The 19603-nt window shown below is 43.4% G+C and carries 16 protein-coding genes and 1 tRNA gene; 7 read left to right on the forward strand and 10 right to left on the reverse strand.

Annotated elements, in window-relative coordinates; genetic code table 11:
• Positions 1 to 492 precede the first annotated feature (492 nt).
• From ACKI39_RS11300 to mtaB, 4 genes are all read left to right on the forward strand, one after another.
• Positions 493 to 565: transfer RNA gene (locus ACKI39_RS11300), tRNA-Asn, on the forward strand.
• 166 nt (positions 566 to 731) lie between these two features.
• Positions 732 to 1091 (forward strand): bactofilin family protein, encoded by a 360-nt coding sequence (locus tag ACKI39_RS11305; RefSeq protein WP_407400597.1) that lies wholly within the window; start codon positions 732 to 734, stop codon positions 1089 to 1091.
• Between the two features lie 21 nt (positions 1092 to 1112).
• Positions 1113 to 1742 (forward strand): tetratricopeptide repeat protein, encoded by a 630-nt coding sequence (locus ACKI39_RS11310; RefSeq protein WP_407400599.1) that lies wholly within the window; start codon positions 1113 to 1115, stop codon positions 1740 to 1742.
• A 7-nt stretch (positions 1743 to 1749) separates the two neighbouring features.
• Positions 1750 to 3177: a tRNA (N(6)-L-threonylcarbamoyladenosine(37)-C(2))-methylthiotransferase MtaB gene (mtaB, locus tag ACKI39_RS11315; RefSeq protein ID WP_407400601.1), complete on the forward strand. Its 1428-nt coding sequence runs from the start codon at positions 1750 to 1752 to the stop codon at positions 3175 to 3177.
• Here the strand turns inward: mtaB and ACKI39_RS11320 are convergent.
• The gene (locus ACKI39_RS11320; RefSeq protein ID WP_407400603.1) at positions 3174 to 4415 is read right to left on the reverse strand and encodes an OmpA family protein; all 1242 of its coding nucleotides are present in this window, start codon (positions 4413 to 4415) and stop codon (positions 3174 to 3176) included. The two genes, mtaB and ACKI39_RS11320, sit on opposite strands and share 4 nt — an antisense overlap.
• 51 nt (positions 4416 to 4466) lie before the next feature.
• On the opposite strand from ACKI39_RS11320, the gene ACKI39_RS11325 reads away from it, so the two are divergent.
• A complete protein-coding gene (locus ACKI39_RS11325) occupies positions 4467 to 4880 on the forward strand; it encodes a Holliday junction resolvase-like protein (protein ID WP_407400605.1) in 414 nt (137 codons plus the stop codon).
• Positions 4881 to 4885: 5 nt separating this feature from the next.
• On the opposite strand, the gene ACKI39_RS11330 is transcribed toward ACKI39_RS11325, so the two are convergent.
• The 6 genes from ACKI39_RS11330 to asnS form a co-directional block, all read right to left on the reverse strand.
• Positions 4886 to 6655, reverse strand: coding sequence for a sensor domain-containing protein (locus tag ACKI39_RS11330; protein WP_407400607.1), 1770 nt, complete (start codon positions 6653 to 6655; stop codon positions 4886 to 4888).
• A gap of 148 nt (positions 6656 to 6803) precedes the next feature.
• Complete coding sequence (guaA, locus tag ACKI39_RS11335; protein WP_407400609.1) at positions 6804 to 8687, reverse strand: glutamine-hydrolyzing GMP synthase; 1884 nt, start codon at positions 8685 to 8687, stop codon at positions 6804 to 6806.
• Between the two features lie 22 nt (positions 8688 to 8709).
• Complete coding sequence (locus tag ACKI39_RS11340; RefSeq protein ID WP_407400611.1) at positions 8710 to 10065, reverse strand: GGDEF domain-containing protein; 1356 nt, start codon at positions 10063 to 10065, stop codon at positions 8710 to 8712.
• A gap of 15 nt (positions 10066 to 10080) precedes the next feature.
• Complete coding sequence (locus tag ACKI39_RS11345; protein WP_407400613.1) at positions 10081 to 11064, reverse strand: TRAP transporter substrate-binding protein; 984 nt, start codon at positions 11062 to 11064, stop codon at positions 10081 to 10083.
• A 27-nt stretch (positions 11065 to 11091) separates the two neighbouring features.
• The gene (locus ACKI39_RS11350) at positions 11092 to 11994 is read right to left on the reverse strand and encodes a hypothetical protein (protein WP_407400615.1); all 903 of its coding nucleotides are present in this window, start codon (positions 11992 to 11994) and stop codon (positions 11092 to 11094) included.
• 99 nt (positions 11995 to 12093) lie between these two features.
• Complete coding sequence (asnS, locus tag ACKI39_RS11355; protein ID WP_407400617.1) at positions 12094 to 13542, reverse strand: asparagine--tRNA ligase; 1449 nt, start codon at positions 13540 to 13542, stop codon at positions 12094 to 12096.
• Between the two features lie 445 nt (positions 13543 to 13987).
• Between asnS and ACKI39_RS11360 the strand changes: the two genes are divergently transcribed.
• Together ACKI39_RS11360 and ACKI39_RS11365 are read left to right on the forward strand one after the other, a co-directional pair.
• Positions 13988 to 14806 (forward strand): sigma-70 family RNA polymerase sigma factor, encoded by an 819-nt coding sequence (locus ACKI39_RS11360; protein ID WP_407400619.1) that lies wholly within the window; start codon positions 13988 to 13990, stop codon positions 14804 to 14806.
• 183 nt (positions 14807 to 14989) lie between these two features.
• Complete coding sequence (locus ACKI39_RS11365) at positions 14990 to 15883, forward strand: MBL fold metallo-hydrolase (RefSeq protein ID WP_407400621.1); 894 nt, start codon at positions 14990 to 14992, stop codon at positions 15881 to 15883.
• A gap of 62 nt (positions 15884 to 15945) precedes the next feature.
• On the opposite strand, the gene rpmB is transcribed toward ACKI39_RS11365, so the two are convergent.
• From rpmB to ACKI39_RS11380, 3 genes are all read right to left on the reverse strand, one after another.
• Complete coding sequence (gene rpmB, locus ACKI39_RS11370) at positions 15946 to 16176, reverse strand: 50S ribosomal protein L28 (RefSeq protein WP_407400623.1); 231 nt, start codon at positions 16174 to 16176, stop codon at positions 15946 to 15948.
• A 159-nt stretch (positions 16177 to 16335) separates the two neighbouring features.
• Complete coding sequence (gene uvrB / locus ACKI39_RS11375) at positions 16336 to 18345, reverse strand: excinuclease ABC subunit UvrB (protein WP_407400625.1); 2010 nt, start codon at positions 18343 to 18345, stop codon at positions 16336 to 16338.
• Position 18346: 1 nt separating this feature from the next.
• Positions 18347 to 19570, reverse strand: a complete 1224-nt coding sequence (locus tag ACKI39_RS11380) for a S1C family serine protease (RefSeq protein WP_407400627.1) — start codon at positions 19568 to 19570, stop codon at positions 18347 to 18349.
• Positions 19571 to 19603: the final 33 nt, after the last annotated feature.

Below are 19603 nucleotides of genomic sequence, written 5' to 3' on the forward strand. Positions count from 1 at the left end.
CAGGCGCGTGCGGTGCTGGGGCTGCCGGCTTTTTTATTTTAAACCTGAAAAGTTACAACGATCTGGAAAGACAACCAGACCGCTTTCGCAGGGACTGCGAATCCGGGAATAAGCCGCGACCAGGTGGGAGTGGCGCACCCCACCGTAGCAGGCGCGTGCGGACCTGGCCGGCTTTTTTTATTTTAAACTGGAAAACTTCCGCTGTGCCATGACCTCCAGTTTTTTTTTTTTTTTGGACTATGTTTGGAAATTGTATTGCTGCGCTGATTGAGCGACTCGCTTAGCCCATATGAGCCTGCTATGGGGTCATGCCTAAATCGAGCAGCATCCATATGCTATTTCTTTTTCTGGTCTACATCAGGACAGCGTTATAACCTAGCGGAATGTATTTAAATTCGTTTAATAATGAAAAATATTTCAAATATTTTAATATTCCTATTGACAGTTTTTTTATAATTCTATAATATACGAATACATTCGAGAAATCGAAATGCTCCTTTAGCTCAGTTGGTAGAGCAATGGACTGTTAATCCATGTGTCACTGGTTCAAGCCCAGTAAGGGGCGAAAAGCTTAGTAAGTTTTTACTAAGCTTTTTTTATTTTAAATACATCTGAAATGCAAGAATGTCTGGGCTTACCTAGATTCAAATACAGACTTGCCCACCAAGTGCAATACGATTTTAAGTTTTTCGTCCATTGACTACTCATGGATATCTCAATAAAATAGAACAATGTACGACATTAAAGATTCCAAAGGTTTTGATACAGACGAAGAAGATTTCGATACTGTAATGGCTTCTGATATTTCATTTACGGGTAATATACGTTTTACAAAACCTTTTATGATCAAAGGTAAAATGAACGGCATCATCGAGGCTACGAGCGATTTGCTTGTTGATACAGATGCGGTTGTTAATGCTGATATTTCTACGGACAGAGTACTTGTAAGAGGCAAAGTTACGGGCAATATCAACGGTAGAAAACTTGTTTATGTAACATCTACAGGAACAGTTAAAGGGGACATCACTTCTGCTCAGGTTGTTCTTGAACCAGGTTCAGTGTTCTCTGGTAAATGTTCAATGTCCGAGTAATTCCTAAGGGGTTTGAAAAATATGAAAAAGTCCATCATCATATCGCTTTTGCTTTCTATGGTAGTCTCAGCATCCTTTGCTCAGGCTGGAAAACCTGATGCCCTTAAGCTCTATCGCGAAGGCAACTATAAGGACGCCATTGTCATCTGTGAGGAAGAGATAACGAATAATCCATCTAACATGGATTCACATGCAGTTCTGTGCTGGTCTCTTGTTGCTAACAAGCAGTATAACGAAGCAGAACAGCGTGCCTCAGAAGCAAGAAAAATCAATCAGTATGACATTCGTCTTATGGAAGTTCTTGGAGAAGCAAAGTACTACCTCGGGAAAAACAATGAAGCAATGGCAATGTTCCAGCGCTACATCGCAAGCTCTTCTGAATCTGCGGCTAGAATTGGAACCGCCTATTACTATATGGGTGAGATATATGTAAGACAGGCAAAATATGAGCATGCAGACATTTCCTTTACGACTGCAGTGCGTTTTGAACCTGCCCACAGTGCCCATTGGTGGACAAGACTTGGCTATGCGCGTGAAATGAACGGTGACTGGCAGAATGCAATTGTAGCCTATGACAAGGCTCTTGCCCTCAATTCATCGCACTATGATGCTATCCGTGGTAAGAACAACTGCAAGGCACACATTCAGTAATCGATAAATGAACAGAGTTGTACACTTTGAGACATTGGGCTGCCGACTGAATCAGGATGAATCTGAAGGGGCAGCCCGTTGTTTTTCCAAGTCTGGGTTTGTAACCGACATGGACTCAATTTCATCAAAGACAGAAATCTCTCAGGATGTGATCCTTTGCGTCATCAATACCTGTACCGTAACCGCAAAGGCAGAACAGAAGGCGCGGAGGATAATAAGGCTTCTTCTTGAAAAATTTCCAAATGCTCCTTTGATTGCCACTGGGTGCTATGCAGAGCTTGACGGAAAACAGATAACAGAAATATGTCCAGACAGAATTTGTATTCTTCCTGGAGCAAAGAAATTTGTCCTTTCCCGTATTGCTGAAGAGGCTGCAGGCGGGCTTCTTGATGTTGAAAGAAAATTGCTTACTCGAAATAATCTGCAGGCCTTCATCGATGAATGCAGTAAGGAAGATGTCTCTGCAAAATTAAACAAATTCACATTGTTCACTCCGATATTTGAGAAGCATTCAAGGTCTTCGCTTAAAATTCAGGATGGATGCAACAATAACTGTTCATTCTGCCGAATTCATCTTGCGCGTGGAAAATCTGTTTCCCTCGATGTTGATGAGGTTGTTTCTCGAGCCATCGAGCTGGAGACCCATGGAGCCGTAGAAATCGTCCTGACAGGGGTAAACCTTAGCCAGTATGCAGGAAGGACCTCTTACGGCCTTCTATTGGCCTTTGGTGGCCTTTTGGAACGCCTCCTTGCCGAAACATCCAAGGTGAAATATCGAATCTCAAGCTTTTATCCTCAGCATGTTACGGAAGATCTATGTAGGACGCTCTCAGATAAAAGGGTACAGCCTTTCTTCCATTTGAGCATCCAGAGCGGCAGTGATTCAATTCTTGAAAAGATGTGCCGTCCATATAAGGTAGAGCATGTTGAAAGGGCAGTTGATCTGCTTAGAAAATATAAGCCAGGTTGCTTCATCTCATGCGATATAATAGCAGGATTCCCTGGTGAGACAGATGATGACTTCGCACTTACGGAAAAACTTTGCAGGGAAAAAAAGTTTGCATGGATCCATGCGTTCCCTTATTCTCCACGACCTGGAACTGCAGCAAAGGGTATGAAGCCTCAGATTCCAGAAAGAATAAAGGATAGCCGAGTTAAGGTCCTTTCTTCCTATGCTGTCAACGGCAAGATTGATTTCATAAAGACTTGCATTGGGGAAACCTTCGAGGCTGTTGTTGAGAACAGCCGTTCCATGAGACTTGGTCTTACAGCCTCCAATGTGTTCCATGCGGTGACTGATAACTTCATACATGTTGAATTCAGGAGCATTGTCCCAGTGTCTCAAGGAACAGTAGTCAAGCTGAAGGTGACCTCTGTTCTTGAGGAAAGCATCAAGGATGGAAGGGAAATAGAGGCGCTTGGGGAGCTGGTCTAGCGGTCCATGATGGTGATTTCAACACGGCGGTTCTTTGCTTTTCCTGCTTCTGTCTTGTTGTTTGCTACTGGTTTTGTCGCACCGAAGCCCTGGGTAAAGATGTGGAATCTGTCACAAACATTCAGTGTGATCAGGTATTCGGCGACGGCGCTTGCGCGTTCTTCGCTGAGGATCTGCCTCATTTTTTCTGTTCCTGCAAGGGCTGTGTGTCCCGAAACAAGTATGTCGTTGTTTGGCCATGCTTCAAGAATTTCCGCAATTTTCTGCAGCTTGATTTTTTCACTGTCCATGAGTATTGCACTGTCTGGCTGGAACTTTATGTCTTCGAGGGCGATTGTAAGTCCCTTGTCTCCGTTCCTGACTGTTACATTTTCAAGACCAAGGTCATTGATCTGATTCTGGACATTCTCAAGATTTTCTTCGGTGTTTGTTCTTGCAAATTCCGTTACTTCGGCTTTTGCGCTCCCTGTGAATTCATAAAGGTTTCCCAATGAGCTTTCCATAAGAATTCGGAAATTCTCAGTGTAATGGTCGATGGAACCTCTTTCATTGTCCCAGTAGATTAATTCATCGCTGAATCCTTTTGTCACAGCAGGATATTCAGCATAGGCATTTGCATTCTTTGGAGCAGGAGTCTGCATGAACATTGTATAGCGTACGTTTATGACATGAAGTCCTGTTTCTTTCTGCACACCAAGATAGGTGTACTCGGCGTTAAAAGGTACCTTGTAAGGTTTAGGCATGTCAAACTGCCGTCTTAGGTCATGTGCTTCGTGTCCTTTTTCTGTCCATTTTTCACCAGGTTTGATTTCTTTGTCGGGAAAAACTGGAACGTCACGGACAGTTGGCATGAAATATTCATCGCTGATCCTGTATATTCCACGAGGATTTCTTTCGAAGATGCTTAGATAATCTTCTCCATAGGTGAACTTTGCACCTGTTCTTGATCCTGTAGAATCCTCGCTTGTCATAAAGGTGCAATTATGTATTCCGCTTCCATCCTTTTCTACTTCGGTCACTTCAGCGGCAACTCTGTTCACGATGATTGAATGGTGGTTCAGCCTGTGGTTTACATAGACATCCTCATCAACGGTAGAAAGAATTCTGTACATGTCTCCTTTCTTGTATTTGAATAGAAACTTTACAGGATCCCCGTCTGTCAATAATTCTTCCGCAAAAAGTGAGATAGAAAAAAAAGAAAAAAACACTGCAAAAAAGAATTTTCTTGTCCTGTCCATGTAAACCTCTCAAGTGTGCATTTGTCTTCAATGCTGATATAATAATAATCTATGGATGACTTTTTAACAATAAACCACATTGCATATATTCTGGTTACGGCGGGAGTTTTTCTTGTAGGCTTGCTTTTTGGGAGGCTGGCTCAGAGTTTCAAGGATAGGGGCCTTATCAAGAAGCATAGGCAGGATGCAGTCAAGAAAAGCAGGGCGGTAATAGGTGGTCAGGTTGCAGAACAGCTTGCTCCATATCTTCCTGAGTTTCCATGCAATCCAGGCGACGTATGTTTTCTTGGTAAGCCTGTAGATTTCATTGGATTTACAGGACTTGCAGAAAACGATGAGATAAAGGAAGTTGTTTTTATAGAAGTAAAGACAGGACAAAGCAGATTGAACGGACACGAAAGACAGCTAAAGGAAGCCATTCAAAAAGGTCGTGTCCGTTATGTCGAGTACTGTCCTTCACTTTGAAATGTTCAGGAGTTGTTTATCGTAAGAAGTGCGCTCAGGTCACCACCAAGAAGCCTGTCGCAAAGATTCTTTGGCATTGGCTTTCCGCGAAGGAATCCCTGGATCGTGTTGCAGTTGAATTTCTTGAGAAGTTCAAGCTGTTCTTCCCGTTCAACACCTTCTGCAATAGTATCGAGCCCCATCTTTGAAACCAGGGTAAGGATACCTTCCGTGAGGTTTGACTCCGAAGCGATATTCTTGATGAATGATTTGTCTATCTTAAGTGTTGTGAGCGGCAGCATTTGCAGATAGCGCAATGAAGAATATCCTGTACCAAAATCATCAAGGGAAATTCCTATTCCCAAGTTCTTCACTTCATTGAGCTTGGAAACTACGAAATCAACATTTTCAATAAGTACGCCTTCTGTGATTTCTATTTCAAGATGTCTTGGGTTGATTTTATAAAAGTCAATCTTCTTGAGAAATTTAGGAATGAAATCATCCTGGCTGAACTGGATAGGTGAAACATTGACCGACATTATTCCGTTGAATTCAAAGCGCTGTTCCCATTCAGAAAGCGTCCTCAATGCAGTGTCCAATACCCAGTTGCCAAGAGGAATTACAAGATGGGTTTCTTCCGCCAGTGGAACGAACTGCTCTGGACTTATCCATCCAAGTTCATCATCATACCATCTTAAGAGGGCCTCGAAGCCACGAAGTTTTTCTGTCTGCGTATAGAACTGAGGCTGGTAGTAAAGCTGGAAGTTCTTTTCAACCATCGCCTTTGAGAGTTTGGTCTCGATGTTGAGCTTGCTTAAGAATTTTTCCTGCATCAAGGTCTGGAAGCCTGTGATGTTGTTTTTCCCTTTTTTCTTTGCCTCAAGTTTTGCCATGTCTGCAAACTTAAGAAGGTCGTCATATTTTTCAGAGTCATCAGGATATACGGAAAGTCCTCCTGATATGCCGATTCCTTCTGCGTTCATGAATCCCAGTACTTTTTTTGAAATGTTCATGGCTTCCGTACGGTTCTTGACATTCTTGAAAAGCAGTATGAATTCATCTCCGCCAAATCGCGTAGGAATCGTATCCTTTGATTCGAACATGCGTAGAATGGTTGCGACCTGCTTGATGAGCTCATCACCAGCGGTGTGCCCACGGGAATCGTTTATATCCTTCATGTTGTCGATGTCAAAAAGAAGTACTCCAAATTTTTCATTTGTGCTCTTCTGTTCCTTGCTGATTTCCCTGATGGCGGTGTTGAGCCAGGAACGGTTGTAAAGGTCAGTGAGGGAATCATGATAAGCGCTGAAAAGCAGCTGCTTGTTAAGGTTCTGGATGCTTTTGAGCTGAGAGTCAAGGTTTGCCCTGTTTTCTGCAAGCTCTGATGCAAGACTTTCAAGTTTCTGATTCTGCTGGGTAAGAGCGTGCTCGTATTCCTTAGCCTTTGATACGTCTGAGAAAGTCACTGCAACCGTATCGTCATAGACACAGTTCATGGTTATCTGGAACCATCTTGAAAAATTGTATGAATAAATTGTTTCAGTGATTACCGTTTTATTGCGCATTACTTCTTCTGCTGTTTCAAACCAGGCTAATGCAGGACTCAGCCGTGTCTTGAATTCAGAAAAAAGCTCACCTTCCTTTAGCAGATCTTTCATCATCCTGAGGAAGTTTTCGTTCATGTAGCTGATCTTGAAGTCGACGAGTTTATGGTCGTCGTCGTATACGGAATCTACAAGAAGTATGGCAGTAGAAAGATTGTCGATGATGATTTTGAAATATTCATCTTGAAGCATCGGATCTCCAGTTTCCTTATTTTTAACTTACTATTTATATTGCTTCAACTCTCGCCCACATATTACATTTTTTTTTAATTAAAGGCAAACGAAGTCATGTTTTTATATAAAGCCGCACGAACCCATATGAGTCCATGCAGCTTTAAGTTTATTCCCAACCGAAAGTTGCAGGCGGCTTGTTCGTGCAGTCAAGATAGAGGGCGTCAACAAAGTCCAGTTCTGCAATCTTATGGACAATCTTGTCCAGTAGTTCTAGAGGAAGCCATGCAAAACGTGCTGTCATTACATCTTCCGATACAACAGGGCGGAGAACAAAGCTTGCCTTGCCGTTGTCAGTTGCAAAAGGAAGGTCGATTGTAAGATGCTGGAAGATCTTGTCGTACCATCCGCTTGCATGGAGTTCTGTGAGCACGATGTTGTCTACTTCCCGCAGCTGGTCAAGACGGTCTCTTGTGCAGTATCCCTTCTGGAGCTTTAAATCGTCATCCTTTACACCAGGTTTCTGGTAGAGCTTGAGTATCGTCCTATTGAGGAACTTTGAGCTGTTTGTGATTGTGCTGGATGTCTTTTCAACCTTCTCGTGAACCTTTGGAACATGGAAGAATCCTTTGTCATCCTGTTCAAAAGCAAGGACAGCTGGGAATCTGTAGGTTCTGAAGTCTCCCTGGACTCCGACAGACTTTACAGGAAGTACTGACTTAACAAGGTTCTTTGTGCAGTTTTCGCAGAATTCTGTGATTGCGATTCCATCAAATTCTTCCTGAGCCTTCTTTAGCTCTTCCTTGTCCTCGTCTGAAAGAACGCCTTCTGAACATAGCACATTTATTGAAAGTCCAGGACCTGGGAATGGATGTCTCATTACGAGTTCATCTTCAAGACCGAGCATTTTTCCGATCTTGCGAACTTCATCTTTGTAAAGGTCCTTGAGTGGCTCGATGATAAGTCCCTGTGCAATAAGTTTCTGAATTCCATCTACGCGGTTGTGGTGTGTCTTGATGGTGTGGCTGTTCTTTGTTCCACCAGATTCGATGATGTCTGGATAGAGTGTTCCCTGGGCCAGCATGTAAGGAACGGGATCCTGGTCAAGCTTCTGTTCTGCAACGAAATTGTCGCGTACTGTAATGAAGTTTTCTCCAACTGCCATGCGTTTTTTCTGAGGGTCTGTAAGTCCTTCAATTGCCTTGAGAAAGCTTTCGCTTGCGTCAGTGGCAAGGAAGTTTGTGAAACCATGGGCTTTGTATGCGGCTGCAACGTTTGCGCTTTCGTTCTTGCGCATGAAACCGTTGTCGATGTGGAGACCGAGTACCCTGTCATTTCCCAATGCCTTGTTAAGAAGGGCAAATGCAACAGTTGAATCGACACCGCCTGAAAGGAAGAGTAGGACTTTCTTGCCTTCAGCATCCTTCTTGATGTTTTCGATGATGTGGTTGAGGACTGCGTTGTCATCCCAGTTTTTTGGCATCTGGCAGAACTTTGCGAAGTTTTCAAAAATCTGGTTTCCACATGGAGTATCCTTTACCTCACAGTGGCACTGGAGTGAGAATCTTTTCTTTGCAAGGTTCTGTGTTGCGGCATAAGGACAGTCCTTTGTGCTTCCAACGACTTCAAAGCCTTCGCCCATCTGAAGAACACCATCCTGATGGCTCATCCATACCTGCTGGCTTGGTTCAATTCCTTCAAAGAGAGGGCTCTTTACTGCAGGATTAAGGTTGAGTGTTGCAAATCCAAATTCACCTGTTTCAGCCTTACCAACCTTTCCATTGTATCCCAACTGAACGATGTAGTGACCGTAGCAGAGTCCAAGGACAGGAACATCCAGGTCAAGGATCTTTGAGTTGAACTCTGGAACTTTGTCGTCATATACGGAAGCAGGTCCGCCTGAGAATACGATTCCCTTTGCGCCTTCAAATGTATCAAGATCAGCTGAAGGAAGGGCAATCTCCGAATAGTAGCCGAGGGCACGGAATCTTTTTGCGATAAGATGCGCGTACTGGCTGCCGAAATCGAGCACAACGATTTTTTCTCTGTTCATATAATTCTATTTACTCCAATAACTATTTTACAAATATATTGAAACCGCACTTACCTTCTTCCTTAGTCTTGTAAAGTGCTTTGTCCGCTTTTTCCACAAGGTCTTCAGAGTAGCCTGAGTCGGATTTTGCTGCACCGACGCTAAGAGAAACCCTGCCGAATTCCGTCATCTGAAGAAGCTTCCTGTTCACTTTGTTTATCTTGTTCTTGACGGTTATATTTGCATTGCCCCAGAAATCAGTAAGCAGCACACCGAATTCATCACCTCCAAGACGGGCGATGAAATCACTTGTTCTGAATGCTTCAGTGAGTTCCTTTGCGACTATCTTGAGGACCTTGTCGCCTGTGATATGTCCGTATGTGTCATTTACTGACTTGAAATTATCCACATCCACGATAAGGAATACAACCCGCCTTGTTGATGAACTGAAATCATTGCAGACATCCTCGAAAGCACGCCTGTTCAGAAGTCCTGTCAGAGGGTCTGTTTCTGCATGCAGCTTAAGCCTTTTTTCGTTTGCGGCCTTTAGGTCAAAGAACTGGTTGTAGGTCTTTGCCAGACACCTGAGTTCAAATGAACCTGTTTCCATAAGCTTGCTGTCTGAGGCGATGGATCTCATGTAGCTGTTTATAGGCGCGATGATGAATATGATGTTTATGATGAAGGCAATGACAAGGATTACAAAGATTATGATCTGTGTGATGACCTGCCAGAAGATTTTTTCGCGAAGTACTTCAAAATTGTCCGAAACTTCCTGTTCGTTTGAATTCTCGATCATGCTTATAAGGAAAGAACAGTTTTCGTCAATCCTCATTTTGTATATAAGGTAGCTGCTGTCGAAAAGAAGACTTATTGCGTGCTTCTGGAGTTGATCTTTAGGAAGCGTTTCATCCTTTTGTCGCAGTGTGATTGCCTTGATTTCATCTGGTATCTCTTCTTCGTCGAATCTGCCTGTCTGGAACAGGAGCTTCATTGCATACATTTCGATTTCAGAAAGACTCTGGGACAGGGCAAAGGCAGTGCTCAATTTCTTGAATTCTATCTCATCGTAGGAAAATACATTTCCTAGTTCCTTGAGTGCGGAATTTCTTTCCCTTGTTTCGTTTCTTTCCGTGAAATAGTTTTTCACATATTGAATGTCACCTGTAACCGTGAAAAGTCGAGCCTGGTCAGTAAGATAGTTGGAGGTTTCCCTGATTTTTAGAGAACTGCTTCTGAAAACTGAAGCTTTGATCAAGGACCTCTTGAATTGATTGAGTCTTGCTACGGAAAGAGTTGAATAGAAAAGAAGAAATGCAAAGACAATGAATGAGACTATAATCATTATGAGATTCAGATCCTTTGCCTTGAAGTATGTTTTCTCTTTTGTTTTATTCATTTTGTCTTCCAGCTTTTATCTACCCATTTCAACAATCTTGTTGTAAAGCTCTATGTCTTTCTGTGCCTGTTCCCTGATGGTTTCTGCGCAGGCATTCTGCCATGGTGTCTTGTCTGATACTTCGATGATGTTTACGCCAGTTGCCCTGAGTGAATCTATCACTGCCTTTTCCCTGTCTTCACAAATGTTTCTGCAGAATTCAGCTGCGTTTGCACCAGCTTCAAGCAATGCCGACTGCTGTGAATTAGAGAGCTTTGACCAAGCCTTGTTTGTGATTATAACTTCTATGACCCCGATGGTGTGCCCGTCAAGAATTACATTTGGAGCAGCCGAATCGAAGTAATTTGATTTATAGTTTACGATTGGCTGTTCTGCTGCATCGACGGAACCAATGATCATTTCTTTGACAACATCATAGAAAGGTACCTGCACTGACTTTGCACCAAGGTCTTCAACGACTGCATTGAGGATCGGATCTCCGTTCGTCCTGATGGTCTGTCCCTTAAGGTCCTGAATTGAATTGAGGGGCTTTGTTGAAAAGAAATGCCTGAATCCTTCCTCTGCAAAGTAAAGTCCACGGACACCGTTTTCCCTTCTGCTTGGTTCCAGAAGGATTTCTGATGCAATCTCAGATTTTGCGAATTTCCAGAAGTGCTCCCTGTCGTTGAACATGTATGGTATTGTAAGGATCGTTGATTTTTCTGCGCTATGGGAGGTAAGTACGAAAGCTGAAATTCTTGCCAGGTCTATGTTCTGCGATTCGAACATTTCAGAAACGACGGAAGTTTCATCGCCTAGAATCGATGATGCATTCAGTTCGATGGTGATTTCACCTTTTGTAAGCCGCTTGACTTCATTTGCAAAGTACATGTCCATCTGACCGACAACTGAATCAGGAGGATTGACCTCTGCCATTACAAGAGTCTTCTGTGTCTTTTTACAACTAAAAAGAGTTGTTGCTATCAGAACTAATGCAGATAACTTTATGAAAAGCTTCATTCAGATTTTCCTTCCGACTGGTCCAGGCTAGAAGTTGCTTCCAGGGAGGGTAGCGAATGGATTTATTGAAGTCTTTGTCTTTGTTTTTGTCGCAAGATTATAGTAGTTTAGAAGTGCATAGTCTTCTTCGTCTTTTCTTTCGCCGTTGATGGTAGTCAACATTTTTTCTTCTATTGTCTTTGAAACATATGCGCGGATTTCTTCCTTGATGGAAGGAGCTGTCGAAGGTAGAAGAAGTAGGATCCACATGGTGCCTTCTGGGGTCTGCTTGATTCCGTAGATGACGGCCTCAACAACCACCTGCTTTGTTCCAAGTCGCATGGTTACATCCTGAAGAAGGAAGTTCTTTGCAATGATCTGGTTTTCGAGCACTGGTGGACAGCGAACAGCCATGCCTACTGAACTGATGTCAAGAAGCTTAAGCTGATGCATCTTTGATCCGTGGTTCCAGAAAAGGGAAGCGTCCTTGTCGTGTGTAAGGCTTGCACGGACATATTGTCTCTTTCCTTTTGCGTTGAGCTCAAGGAGTATCCTATCTATCTGTTTTGAGACACCTTCTATTCCTTCGTTGAAATCGATTACTTCGAAAGGAAGGTGTGCAAACTTGTTGAATATGTTGATGTCTGAAAGCTTTATTCTTTCCGACATTACGACAATCTTGATCGTCATGAGTATGTCTTCACGGTCAAAGGTCCTGACGTAGTTGAACCATCCTGGAATTGTAAGCTGCGTATCAAGGTTTATGAAAAGTACTGATTCGGGATTTTTTCTAAGGAGAGGTTTTGCTTCACGATAGCTTTCTATGTTGTAGACTTCGTATTCCTTTGCCTGAAGTTTTGAAATAATTTCTTTCTTAACAGGGTATGCAGGATTCAAAAAGAAAATCTTTCTTCCAAAGATATCAAGTTGAGATTCGTTCTGCTCTGCCATTTGTTTCTCCTGTAAAAAATATTTATTAAAACTTTTTGAAAATATTTTTGACCCCAAATTCCGCAAGACCGGTAAAAGTCCTGCGGAATGCAATTATGATTAGAAATCAGCAAGTTTCGGAGCGCGTGGGTATGGAATTACATCTCTGATGTTTTCCATTCCTGTTACGTAGCGGATGAGACGTTCAAATCCCATGCCGAAACCTGAGTGTGGCACTGTTCCGAACTTACGGAGATTAAGGTACCAGTCGTAGATACTTTCATCCATTCCGCGGTCTCTGATTGCCTTAAGAAGCTTGTCGTAGTCTTCTTCGCGCTCTGAGCCACCGTTAAGCTCACCGATGCCAGGAACAAGAACGTCAACAGCCTTAACTGTCTTTCCGTCTTCGTTCAGCTTCATGTAGAACGACTTGATTTCCTTTGGATAGTTGTAGACCATTACAGGGCACTTGAAGATCTGTTCTGTAAGGAATCTTTCGTGTTCTGTTGCGATGTCGCAGCCCCAGTATGGCTTGAATTCAAATTTGTCTGCGTGCTTTTCAAGTTCAGCAATTGCATCTGTGTATGAGATGCGAACGAACTTGCTGTTTACAACGCTTTCAAGCTGTGCAATGAGCCCAGGCTGAATTCTCTTGTCGAAGAATTCAAGGTCGTCGCGGCATTTTGTGAGTGCCCAGTTTAGGAGGTACTTTACGAAGTCTTCCTGAAGGTCCATGTCGTCTTCAAGATCAAAGAAAGCCATTTCAGGTTCAATCATCCAGAATTCAGCAAGGTGACGAGGTGTGTTTGAGTTTTCTGCACGGAATGTTGGTCCGAATGTGTATACGCGGCTCAATGCAGTCGCAAGTGTTTCTGCTTCAAGCTGACCTGAAACTGTAAGGGAAGCCTTCTTTCCAAAGAAGTCCTTTCCGTAGTCTACGATCTTGTGTGCGTCTTCAATCTTCATTCCGCCCTGTCCAGCCTTTACACCCATCTCAGCGATTTTCTCGAGGCTGAGAGTTGTAACCTGGAACATTTCTCCTGCACCTTCACAGTCAGAGCATGTAATTTCTGGAGCGTTGATGTACTGGAATCCTCTTTCCTGGAAGAAGGAATGGACTGCAAATGCCATCTGGTTTCTTACGCGGAAGACAGCACCGAATGTGTTTGTGCGTGCGCGGAGGGTAGCGTTTTCACGAAGATATTCCATGGACATCTTGTTTTTCTGGAGAGGATACTCTTCAGGGTTGCATTCTCCGAGGACTGTAAGGTTCATGAGCGTAACTTCTACAGCCTGTCCTGAAGCTGGGGAAGGAATGATTTTTCCTTCAGCCTTGATGGAGGCTCCTGTATTGATTTTCTTGAGTTCATTTTCAATATTATTTGCATCTGCACCCTGAGGATTTGAGCGGTCGAATGTGAGCTGGATGTTGGCAAAGCAGCTGCCGTCGTTAACCTGGATGAAAACGAGGTTCTTTGAATCACGTTTTGTTCTTACCCATCCGCATACTGTTACGTCGCGTCCGTCTGGAGCGGATGTCAATAGATCTTTAATAAGTATAGGCTTCATAATGCTTCAATAATAGTGAATTTTATGGATAGTGTAAATTGAATTTGTGGACGACCAGGGAATTTATAGGAAAGAGTAAAAAAAAATCATTATTAAGTTTATTTTAAGGTTAAAATGGATTTTTTGGAGTTTTTTGAGAGGGTCTAGGTGCTTTTTGAAGAGAAAATGGAGATTTTTCTGTATGAAAAAATATACAGTGTCTAAAAATTAATACAAATACTGTCTATTTTTTTATACTTTTGTATCAGGAAAATTTAATTTTTAACAATTTCTTAACATTTTTAAGAAAAATTTAAGAAAATTGTAAATCTATATATTATATAGACTTAGCTTATGTAGACGTATTTTAAGTGTAAATTAAGGAATAAATTTATAAAGTTGGCACATCTTATGCTAATAAATTCGCATAACATAAAGTGAAAATAACATCATATGGAGCGATCCCATGGAAAAGGACGTTATCGGAAGTTATTTGAACTCTATAAAAAAAATCAACCTCCTTACAGCAGAGCAGGAGGTAGAGCTTTCAAAGAAAATTCAGTCAGGCGACAAGAAAGCTGTCCAGCAGCTTGTTAATGCCAATCTTCGCCTAGTCGTAAGCCTTGCAAGAAAGATGCAGGCATCCCCATCAGTTGTCATGGATTTAATTCAGGAAGGAAATATGGGACTTATGGTTGCAGCTGAGAAGTTCAGCGCAGACTTCAAGACTCGTTTTTCTACTTATGCCTATCCGTGGATTGCACAGTACATGTTGCGCTATCTGAACAGCCGTACATCCTTCATTGCTTTGCCAAACCGCAAGGAAATGATGATCCGTAAGATTCAGAAGGCACAGACATACTTCTTCCAGCAGAATGGCAGGGAAGCAACTGTTCCAGAGCTTGCCCTTACAACAGGTATTCCTGAAGATAAAGTTGTCGAGTATTTGAACTATTCATATACCGTTGCATCATTGGATGTCGAAGTGAGTGATGAGGGGAATTCTGTTTCCCTCGGAGATCTTCTTCCTGATATGACATATTCCCCTGAGGAAATGCTGTTGAAGGAAGAGGAGAAGGAGACTGTGAAGTCTCTTATGGATTCTTTGCCTGGCAAAGAACGTTGTGTTTTGTGGTACCGCTATAACTTTGATGGCGATCTTCATGCCAAGACATTGCGCGAGGTCTCTAAGATTGTCGGCGTAAGTCCTGAGGCAGTTCGTCAGACAGAAATTCGTGCCGTCAAGCACATGAAAGCTGCCGTGGAGAAAATCCGCGCTGTATGATTCCTTGAAACAGTTTCTTCTTGTTGTAGTTTTAGAGAAGAGATCGATTTTCCTGGAGTCGTGTAAATACTTAGCCTCTTAAATATTTATTTATTCAGTCTGGACCTAAGCAGTTTTCGGGGATGAATGGATTTTCCATTTGTCCCCTATTTTTTTTAAACTAAATGGTTTAGTATAGAAGGTATGAAGATGGTCTTGTTAGGGACAGGTACAAGTCATGGTGTTCCTGTCATTGGGTGTGATTGTAAGGTGTGCCGTTCCTTGGATGCAAGGGACAACAGGTTAAGGTGCAGTGCCTATCTTTCGGAGCCAGCTAAGGTTCTTGTTGATGTAGGTCCTGAATTCAGGATCCAGGCCTTGAGATACAAGGTGAAAGGGGTTGATGCGGTTCTTCTTTCTCATTCCCATGCTGACCATCTACACGGTATCGACGACCTTAGGATATTCAGCCATTCCAAAGCCTATGATCCCCATAACAAAGGTGCTGGGGAAACCAAAGGAGAGGGTCTTCCTGTCTATTCCCATAGGGCCGTCATCGAGGATATCAGGCATAGGTTCAGCTATATATTTGGAGAGGTAAGGCAGGGTGGAGGCAAGCCTAAGGTCAATACGATTGCGACAGAAGGCTATGACGTCGATAATCCCATAAGGATCGGCGGTGTGGAGATTCTTCCAGTGCTTCTCAAACATGGCTATCTTGATGATTCAGGCTGGATCTTTAGGGAAAAGGCAGGGGATGGTCATAAAAGCATAGTCTATCTTACTGATCTGAATTCCATTCCTGATGCCTCTGTCGATCGTATAAAAGCTTTTGCGGGGCGAATAGAGCACCTTATCATTGACGGTCTGAGGGTTCTTCCTCATTCCACCCATTTTTCTTTTGAACAGGCGCTTGAGGTGGCGGAAAGGCTTGCTCCAAGGAATGCCTATCTGACCCATATTACCCATAACCTTTTTCATTACCAGGTGCAGGAATTTGTCGATGCCATTATTTCCAGATATCCTTGCCTTGATTCTGCAAAACGCAACGGAGGTTATGTCGGTCCTGCTTTTGACGGAATGGAGCTTGTCTGTTAAGCATCTGATTTAAAACAAAAAATCCCGTCTGCGTGAGACGGGACTGATGTGGCTAACTAAGATTATTCAGCCTTTGGAGCACCTGCGTTTGCTGGTGTAACGTTGATCTTCTTTGTGATCCAACCTGCGCGGAGACACTGTGTGCAGATCTTGAGTGTCATTGTTTGACCTTCGATTTCTGTCTTGATCTTGAGAAGATTTGGCTTCCACTGGCGGCGTGTGTGGTTGTATGACTTAGATACCTTGTTTCCGTGTACTGGGTGCTTTCCACAAACATCACATGTTCTTGACATAATATTACCTACCTAAAAAGAATTTCAATTACAAGTTCAAAGATGATATACAATAAAGTGAATAATGTCAATGAACAACGGGGTGCTGACGGTAAATTTGTATCGCCGTAAAAGCCAGGGATCTGCCCTGTTGGAAGGCTTATGCGGTTACCGTTGCACCTAATTTCCAAACTGCTGCTGGATTTCCTGTATCTGGTCTCTGTAGACGGCAGCTGTCTCATAATCCAGTCTTTCTGCGGCCTCTGTCATTTCCTTCTTGAGTAGTTCAATCAGCTTCTTTCTTTCTTTTGCGTTGAAAAGATTTGCGTTCTTCTTGACTTCATTGAGGTATGCATCGCCAGATTCTGGAGCCTGATCTGTCGGTTGACCGTCTGGATGCTCAAGGATGTTTCCTATTGCCTTGATGATGGTCTTAGGCACGATTCCGTGTTCCTTGTTGAATGCTTCCTGGATGCTGCGACGCCTCTTTGTCTCATCTATGGTCTCTTTCATTGCGTCGCTCATTCTGTCTGCGTACATGACTACCATTCCGTCGGCGTTGCGGGCTGCACGACCAACAATCTGAATCAAGCTGGTTGTACTTCGTAAAAATCCGATTTTGTCAGCATCAAGCAAGGCGATGAAAGAAACTTCAGGCAGGTCGATTCCTTCCCTCAAAAGATTGATTCCTATGAGTACGTCTATTTCACCCATGCGGAGGGCTTTAAGGATTTCCACGCGTTCAAATGTATCGATTTCTGAGTGGATGTACTTTACCTTGAGATCAAGGTTTGCAAGGTAGTCCGTCAGATCTTCTGCCATTTTCTTTGTAAGGGTAAGGATAAGGCTACGCTCGTTCTTTTCTATGCGCTTCTGAACTTCCTTGTAAATGTCCTGCATCTGTCCTTCCGTTGGACGAACTTCGATTATAGGATCGAGCAATCCAGTCGGACGGATGAGCTGTTCTACAACCTGGGTGCTCTGCTTTACTTCCTGAGGTCTAGGTGTTGCCGTTACATAGATCACCTGGTTCATCTTTGCCGTGAACTCATCAGCCTTAAGTGGCCTATGGTCAAGAGCGCTCGGCAGTCGGAATCCAAAGTCGACAAGATTCTGTTTGCGGCATCTGTCGCCTTCGTACATGGCTCCGATCTGTGGAACCGTAACGTGAGCTTCGTCTATGAGGCAGAGGAAGTCATCAGGAAAGTAGTGGAGCAATGTTGCTGGTGGTTCCCCAGATTTTCGGCCTGCGATGACGGCGGAGTAATTTTCTATTCCGCTGCAGTATCCCATTTCCTTCATCATCTCGATGTCGTATGTTGTGCGGGTCTTAAGGCGTTCCGCTTCAAGCATCTTTCCTTTTGCTCGGAGCGTTTCCACGGCTTCTTCCATTTCTTTCTGGATCTTGTCGGTTACAGAAACCATCATTTCCTTTGGAACTACAAAGTGTTTTGCAGGGTACAGCTGAAGCTCGTCAAGTTCTTCTATTGTATTGCCGTTCATTACATCAAAACGGCGTATTCTTGCGACCTCGTCAAAATCAAGTTCTATGCGGTATGCTTCATCCGTTTCCATGTATGTTGGAAAGATTTCGATTACATCCCCACGGATGCGGAAATTACCGCGCTCAAATACCATGTCGTTTCTCTGATATTGAATTTCTGAAAGCCTTAGGGCAAGCTTGTGCATGTCGATTTCTTCTCCACGGGTAAGATGGAGTCTCATGTCCTTGTATAGGTCAGGCATGCCAAGACCGTATATGCAGCTGACTGTTGCTATGATGATTACATCGCGACGTTCCATAAGGGCATAGGTTGCGGCAAGACGAAGCTTGTCTATCTCGCGGTTTACCGATGCATCTTTTTCTATATAAAGGTCACGGGCTGGAACATATGCTTCTGGCTGGTAATAATCGTAGTAGCTTACAAAATACTCGACGGCATTGTTTGGAAAGAATGTCTTGAATTCACGGTATAGCTGGGCACTTAGAGTCTTGTTGTGGCTGATGATGAGGGTAGGCCGCTGGACCGCCTCGATTATCTTTGCCATGGTAAATGTCTTTCCAGATCCTGTAACACCTTTTAGGGTCTGATATTTATCTCCACGTTTGAAACCTTCGACCAGCTTTGCGATTGCTTCAGGCTGATCACCGCTTGGTTCATAGTCAGATACTACTTTGAATTCTCTCATGTCAGTTTTCCAATTCCAGTTCCATTGTAAGTCCGATGTTGTGTCCATCCCTGTGGACGGTGATGTTGACTTTGTCTCCAGGTTTCTTGTCTTCAAGAGCGCTGTAATAGTCTGCAAGTCCGTCAATCTTTATTCCATCGACTTCGATGATTATGTCGCCGCCAAGGTAGATGGTCTGTGGATTGAATGTTCCGTATTGAACAGCCTTTGTTCCACCCTTGAGTCCTGCCTTTGCCGCTTTGCTGCCAGGGCGAACCTTGTTGACAAGGAGACCAGAGCTGATTTTATATCCTGCATATGCTGCGATACGGTGTGTGTTCTGTACGAATGATGCCTGGATCGTTCCACGGTTGACCTTGCCGTAAGCGAGCAGGTCACGGACTACACGACGGGCGGTGCTTACAGGGATTGCAAATCCGACTCCGCTTGAAGAGCCTGACTTTGAGTAGATGATCGTGTTTATTCCAATCATGCGACCTTTGCTGTCTAAAAGCGGTCCGCCTGAATTTCCTGGATTGATTGCTGCGTCTGTCTGTATCATGTTTCGTATGATGACATTGGAGCTTTCCTGTATAGGTCGTCCTAGACCCGAGATGATTCCCGTTGTCATGGTGCGTTCCAGGGCAAATGGGTTTCCGATGGCTATTACCTTCTGACCTACCTTGAGGGTGTCGGAAGCTCCGAATTGAATTATCTTAAGGTCTGTCTTTGGATCAGGATCAAATTTGAGTACGGCGATGTCGCTTTCTACATCCTTGCCGATTACTCGTCCTTCGTAATTTGAGCCGTCTGCAAGCGATATGTTTATGGTTGTTGCATCTTCGATTACATGGACGTTTGTCACCACATATCCACGCTTGTCGATTATGGAACCAGATCCAGAGCCGCTGCCAGTTATGACAGGCTCAAGAAACCAGTTGTATCCCATGGTCTGAGTTGTGATGTTGACAACGGCTTCGTTGCATCTTTCATACACAGAGATGTTCTGCAGTTCGTCCTGGGTATACTCATTGATGTCGTTTGCCACCTTAAGGACTGAAGGTTCTTCAAGTATCATGTCGTCTGCATGGTCTGTTGAAATCTCTTCTGAAACAACCTGAGCTGAGTTCTTGTGGTTTGATTCTCTGCCAGAAAAAAGAAAGAATCCTGCGGCGACAGCTGCACCTGCCACGATTCCTGTCAATGCTGAATACAAAGCGATCTGGTTTCTTGTGTATAGCTTCATAGAGAAAATATACTTCTATTTTGACCAAAATGC

This window comes from Treponema sp., from assembly GCF_045641405.1.
Taxonomy (GTDB): domain Bacteria; phylum Spirochaetota; class Spirochaetia; order Treponematales; family Treponemataceae; genus Treponema_D.

What these genes read in the sequence shown, in the direction of transcription:
- ACKI39_RS11305 (WP_407400597.1), top strand. Translation starts at nt 732, where the DNA reads ATGTACGACATTAAAGATTCCAAAGGTTTTGATACAGACGAAGAAGAT.
- ACKI39_RS11310 (WP_407400599.1), top strand. Translation starts at nt 1,113, where the DNA reads ATGAAAAAGTCCATCATCATATCGCTTTTGCTTTCTATGGTAGTCTCA.
- mtaB (WP_407400601.1), top strand. Translation starts at nt 1,750, where the DNA reads ATGAACAGAGTTGTACACTTTGAGACATTGGGCTGCCGACTGAATCAG.
- ACKI39_RS11320 (WP_407400603.1), bottom strand. Translation starts at nt 4,415, where the DNA reads ATGGACAGGACAAGAAAATTCTTTTTTGCAGTGTTTTTTTCTTTTTTT.
- ACKI39_RS11325 (WP_407400605.1), top strand. Translation starts at nt 4,467, where the DNA reads ATGGATGACTTTTTAACAATAAACCACATTGCATATATTCTGGTTACG.
- ACKI39_RS11330 (WP_407400607.1), bottom strand. Translation starts at nt 6,655, where the DNA reads ATGCTTCAAGATGAATATTTCAAAATCATCATCGACAATCTTTCTACT.
- guaA (WP_407400609.1), bottom strand. Translation starts at nt 8,687, where the DNA reads ATGAACAGAGAAAAAATCGTTGTGCTCGATTTCGGCAGCCAGTACGCG.
- ACKI39_RS11340 (WP_407400611.1), bottom strand. Translation starts at nt 10,065, where the DNA reads ATGAATAAAACAAAAGAGAAAACATACTTCAAGGCAAAGGATCTGAAT.
- ACKI39_RS11345 (WP_407400613.1), bottom strand. Translation starts at nt 11,064, where the DNA reads ATGAAGCTTTTCATAAAGTTATCTGCATTAGTTCTGATAGCAACAACT.
- ACKI39_RS11350 (WP_407400615.1), bottom strand. Translation starts at nt 11,994, where the DNA reads ATGGCAGAGCAGAACGAATCTCAACTTGATATCTTTGGAAGAAAGATT.
- asnS (WP_407400617.1), bottom strand. Translation starts at nt 13,542, where the DNA reads ATGAAGCCTATACTTATTAAAGATCTATTGACATCCGCTCCAGACGGA.
- ACKI39_RS11360 (WP_407400619.1), top strand. Translation starts at nt 13,988, where the DNA reads ATGGAAAAGGACGTTATCGGAAGTTATTTGAACTCTATAAAAAAAATC.
- ACKI39_RS11365 (WP_407400621.1), top strand. Translation starts at nt 14,990, where the DNA reads ATGAAGATGGTCTTGTTAGGGACAGGTACAAGTCATGGTGTTCCTGTC.
- rpmB (WP_407400623.1), bottom strand. Translation starts at nt 16,176, where the DNA reads ATGTCAAGAACATGTGATGTTTGTGGAAAGCACCCAGTACACGGAAAC.
- uvrB (WP_407400625.1), bottom strand. Translation starts at nt 18,345, where the DNA reads ATGAGAGAATTCAAAGTAGTATCTGACTATGAACCAAGCGGTGATCAG.
- ACKI39_RS11380 (WP_407400627.1), bottom strand. Translation starts at nt 19,570, where the DNA reads ATGAAGCTATACACAAGAAACCAGATCGCTTTGTATTCAGCATTGACA.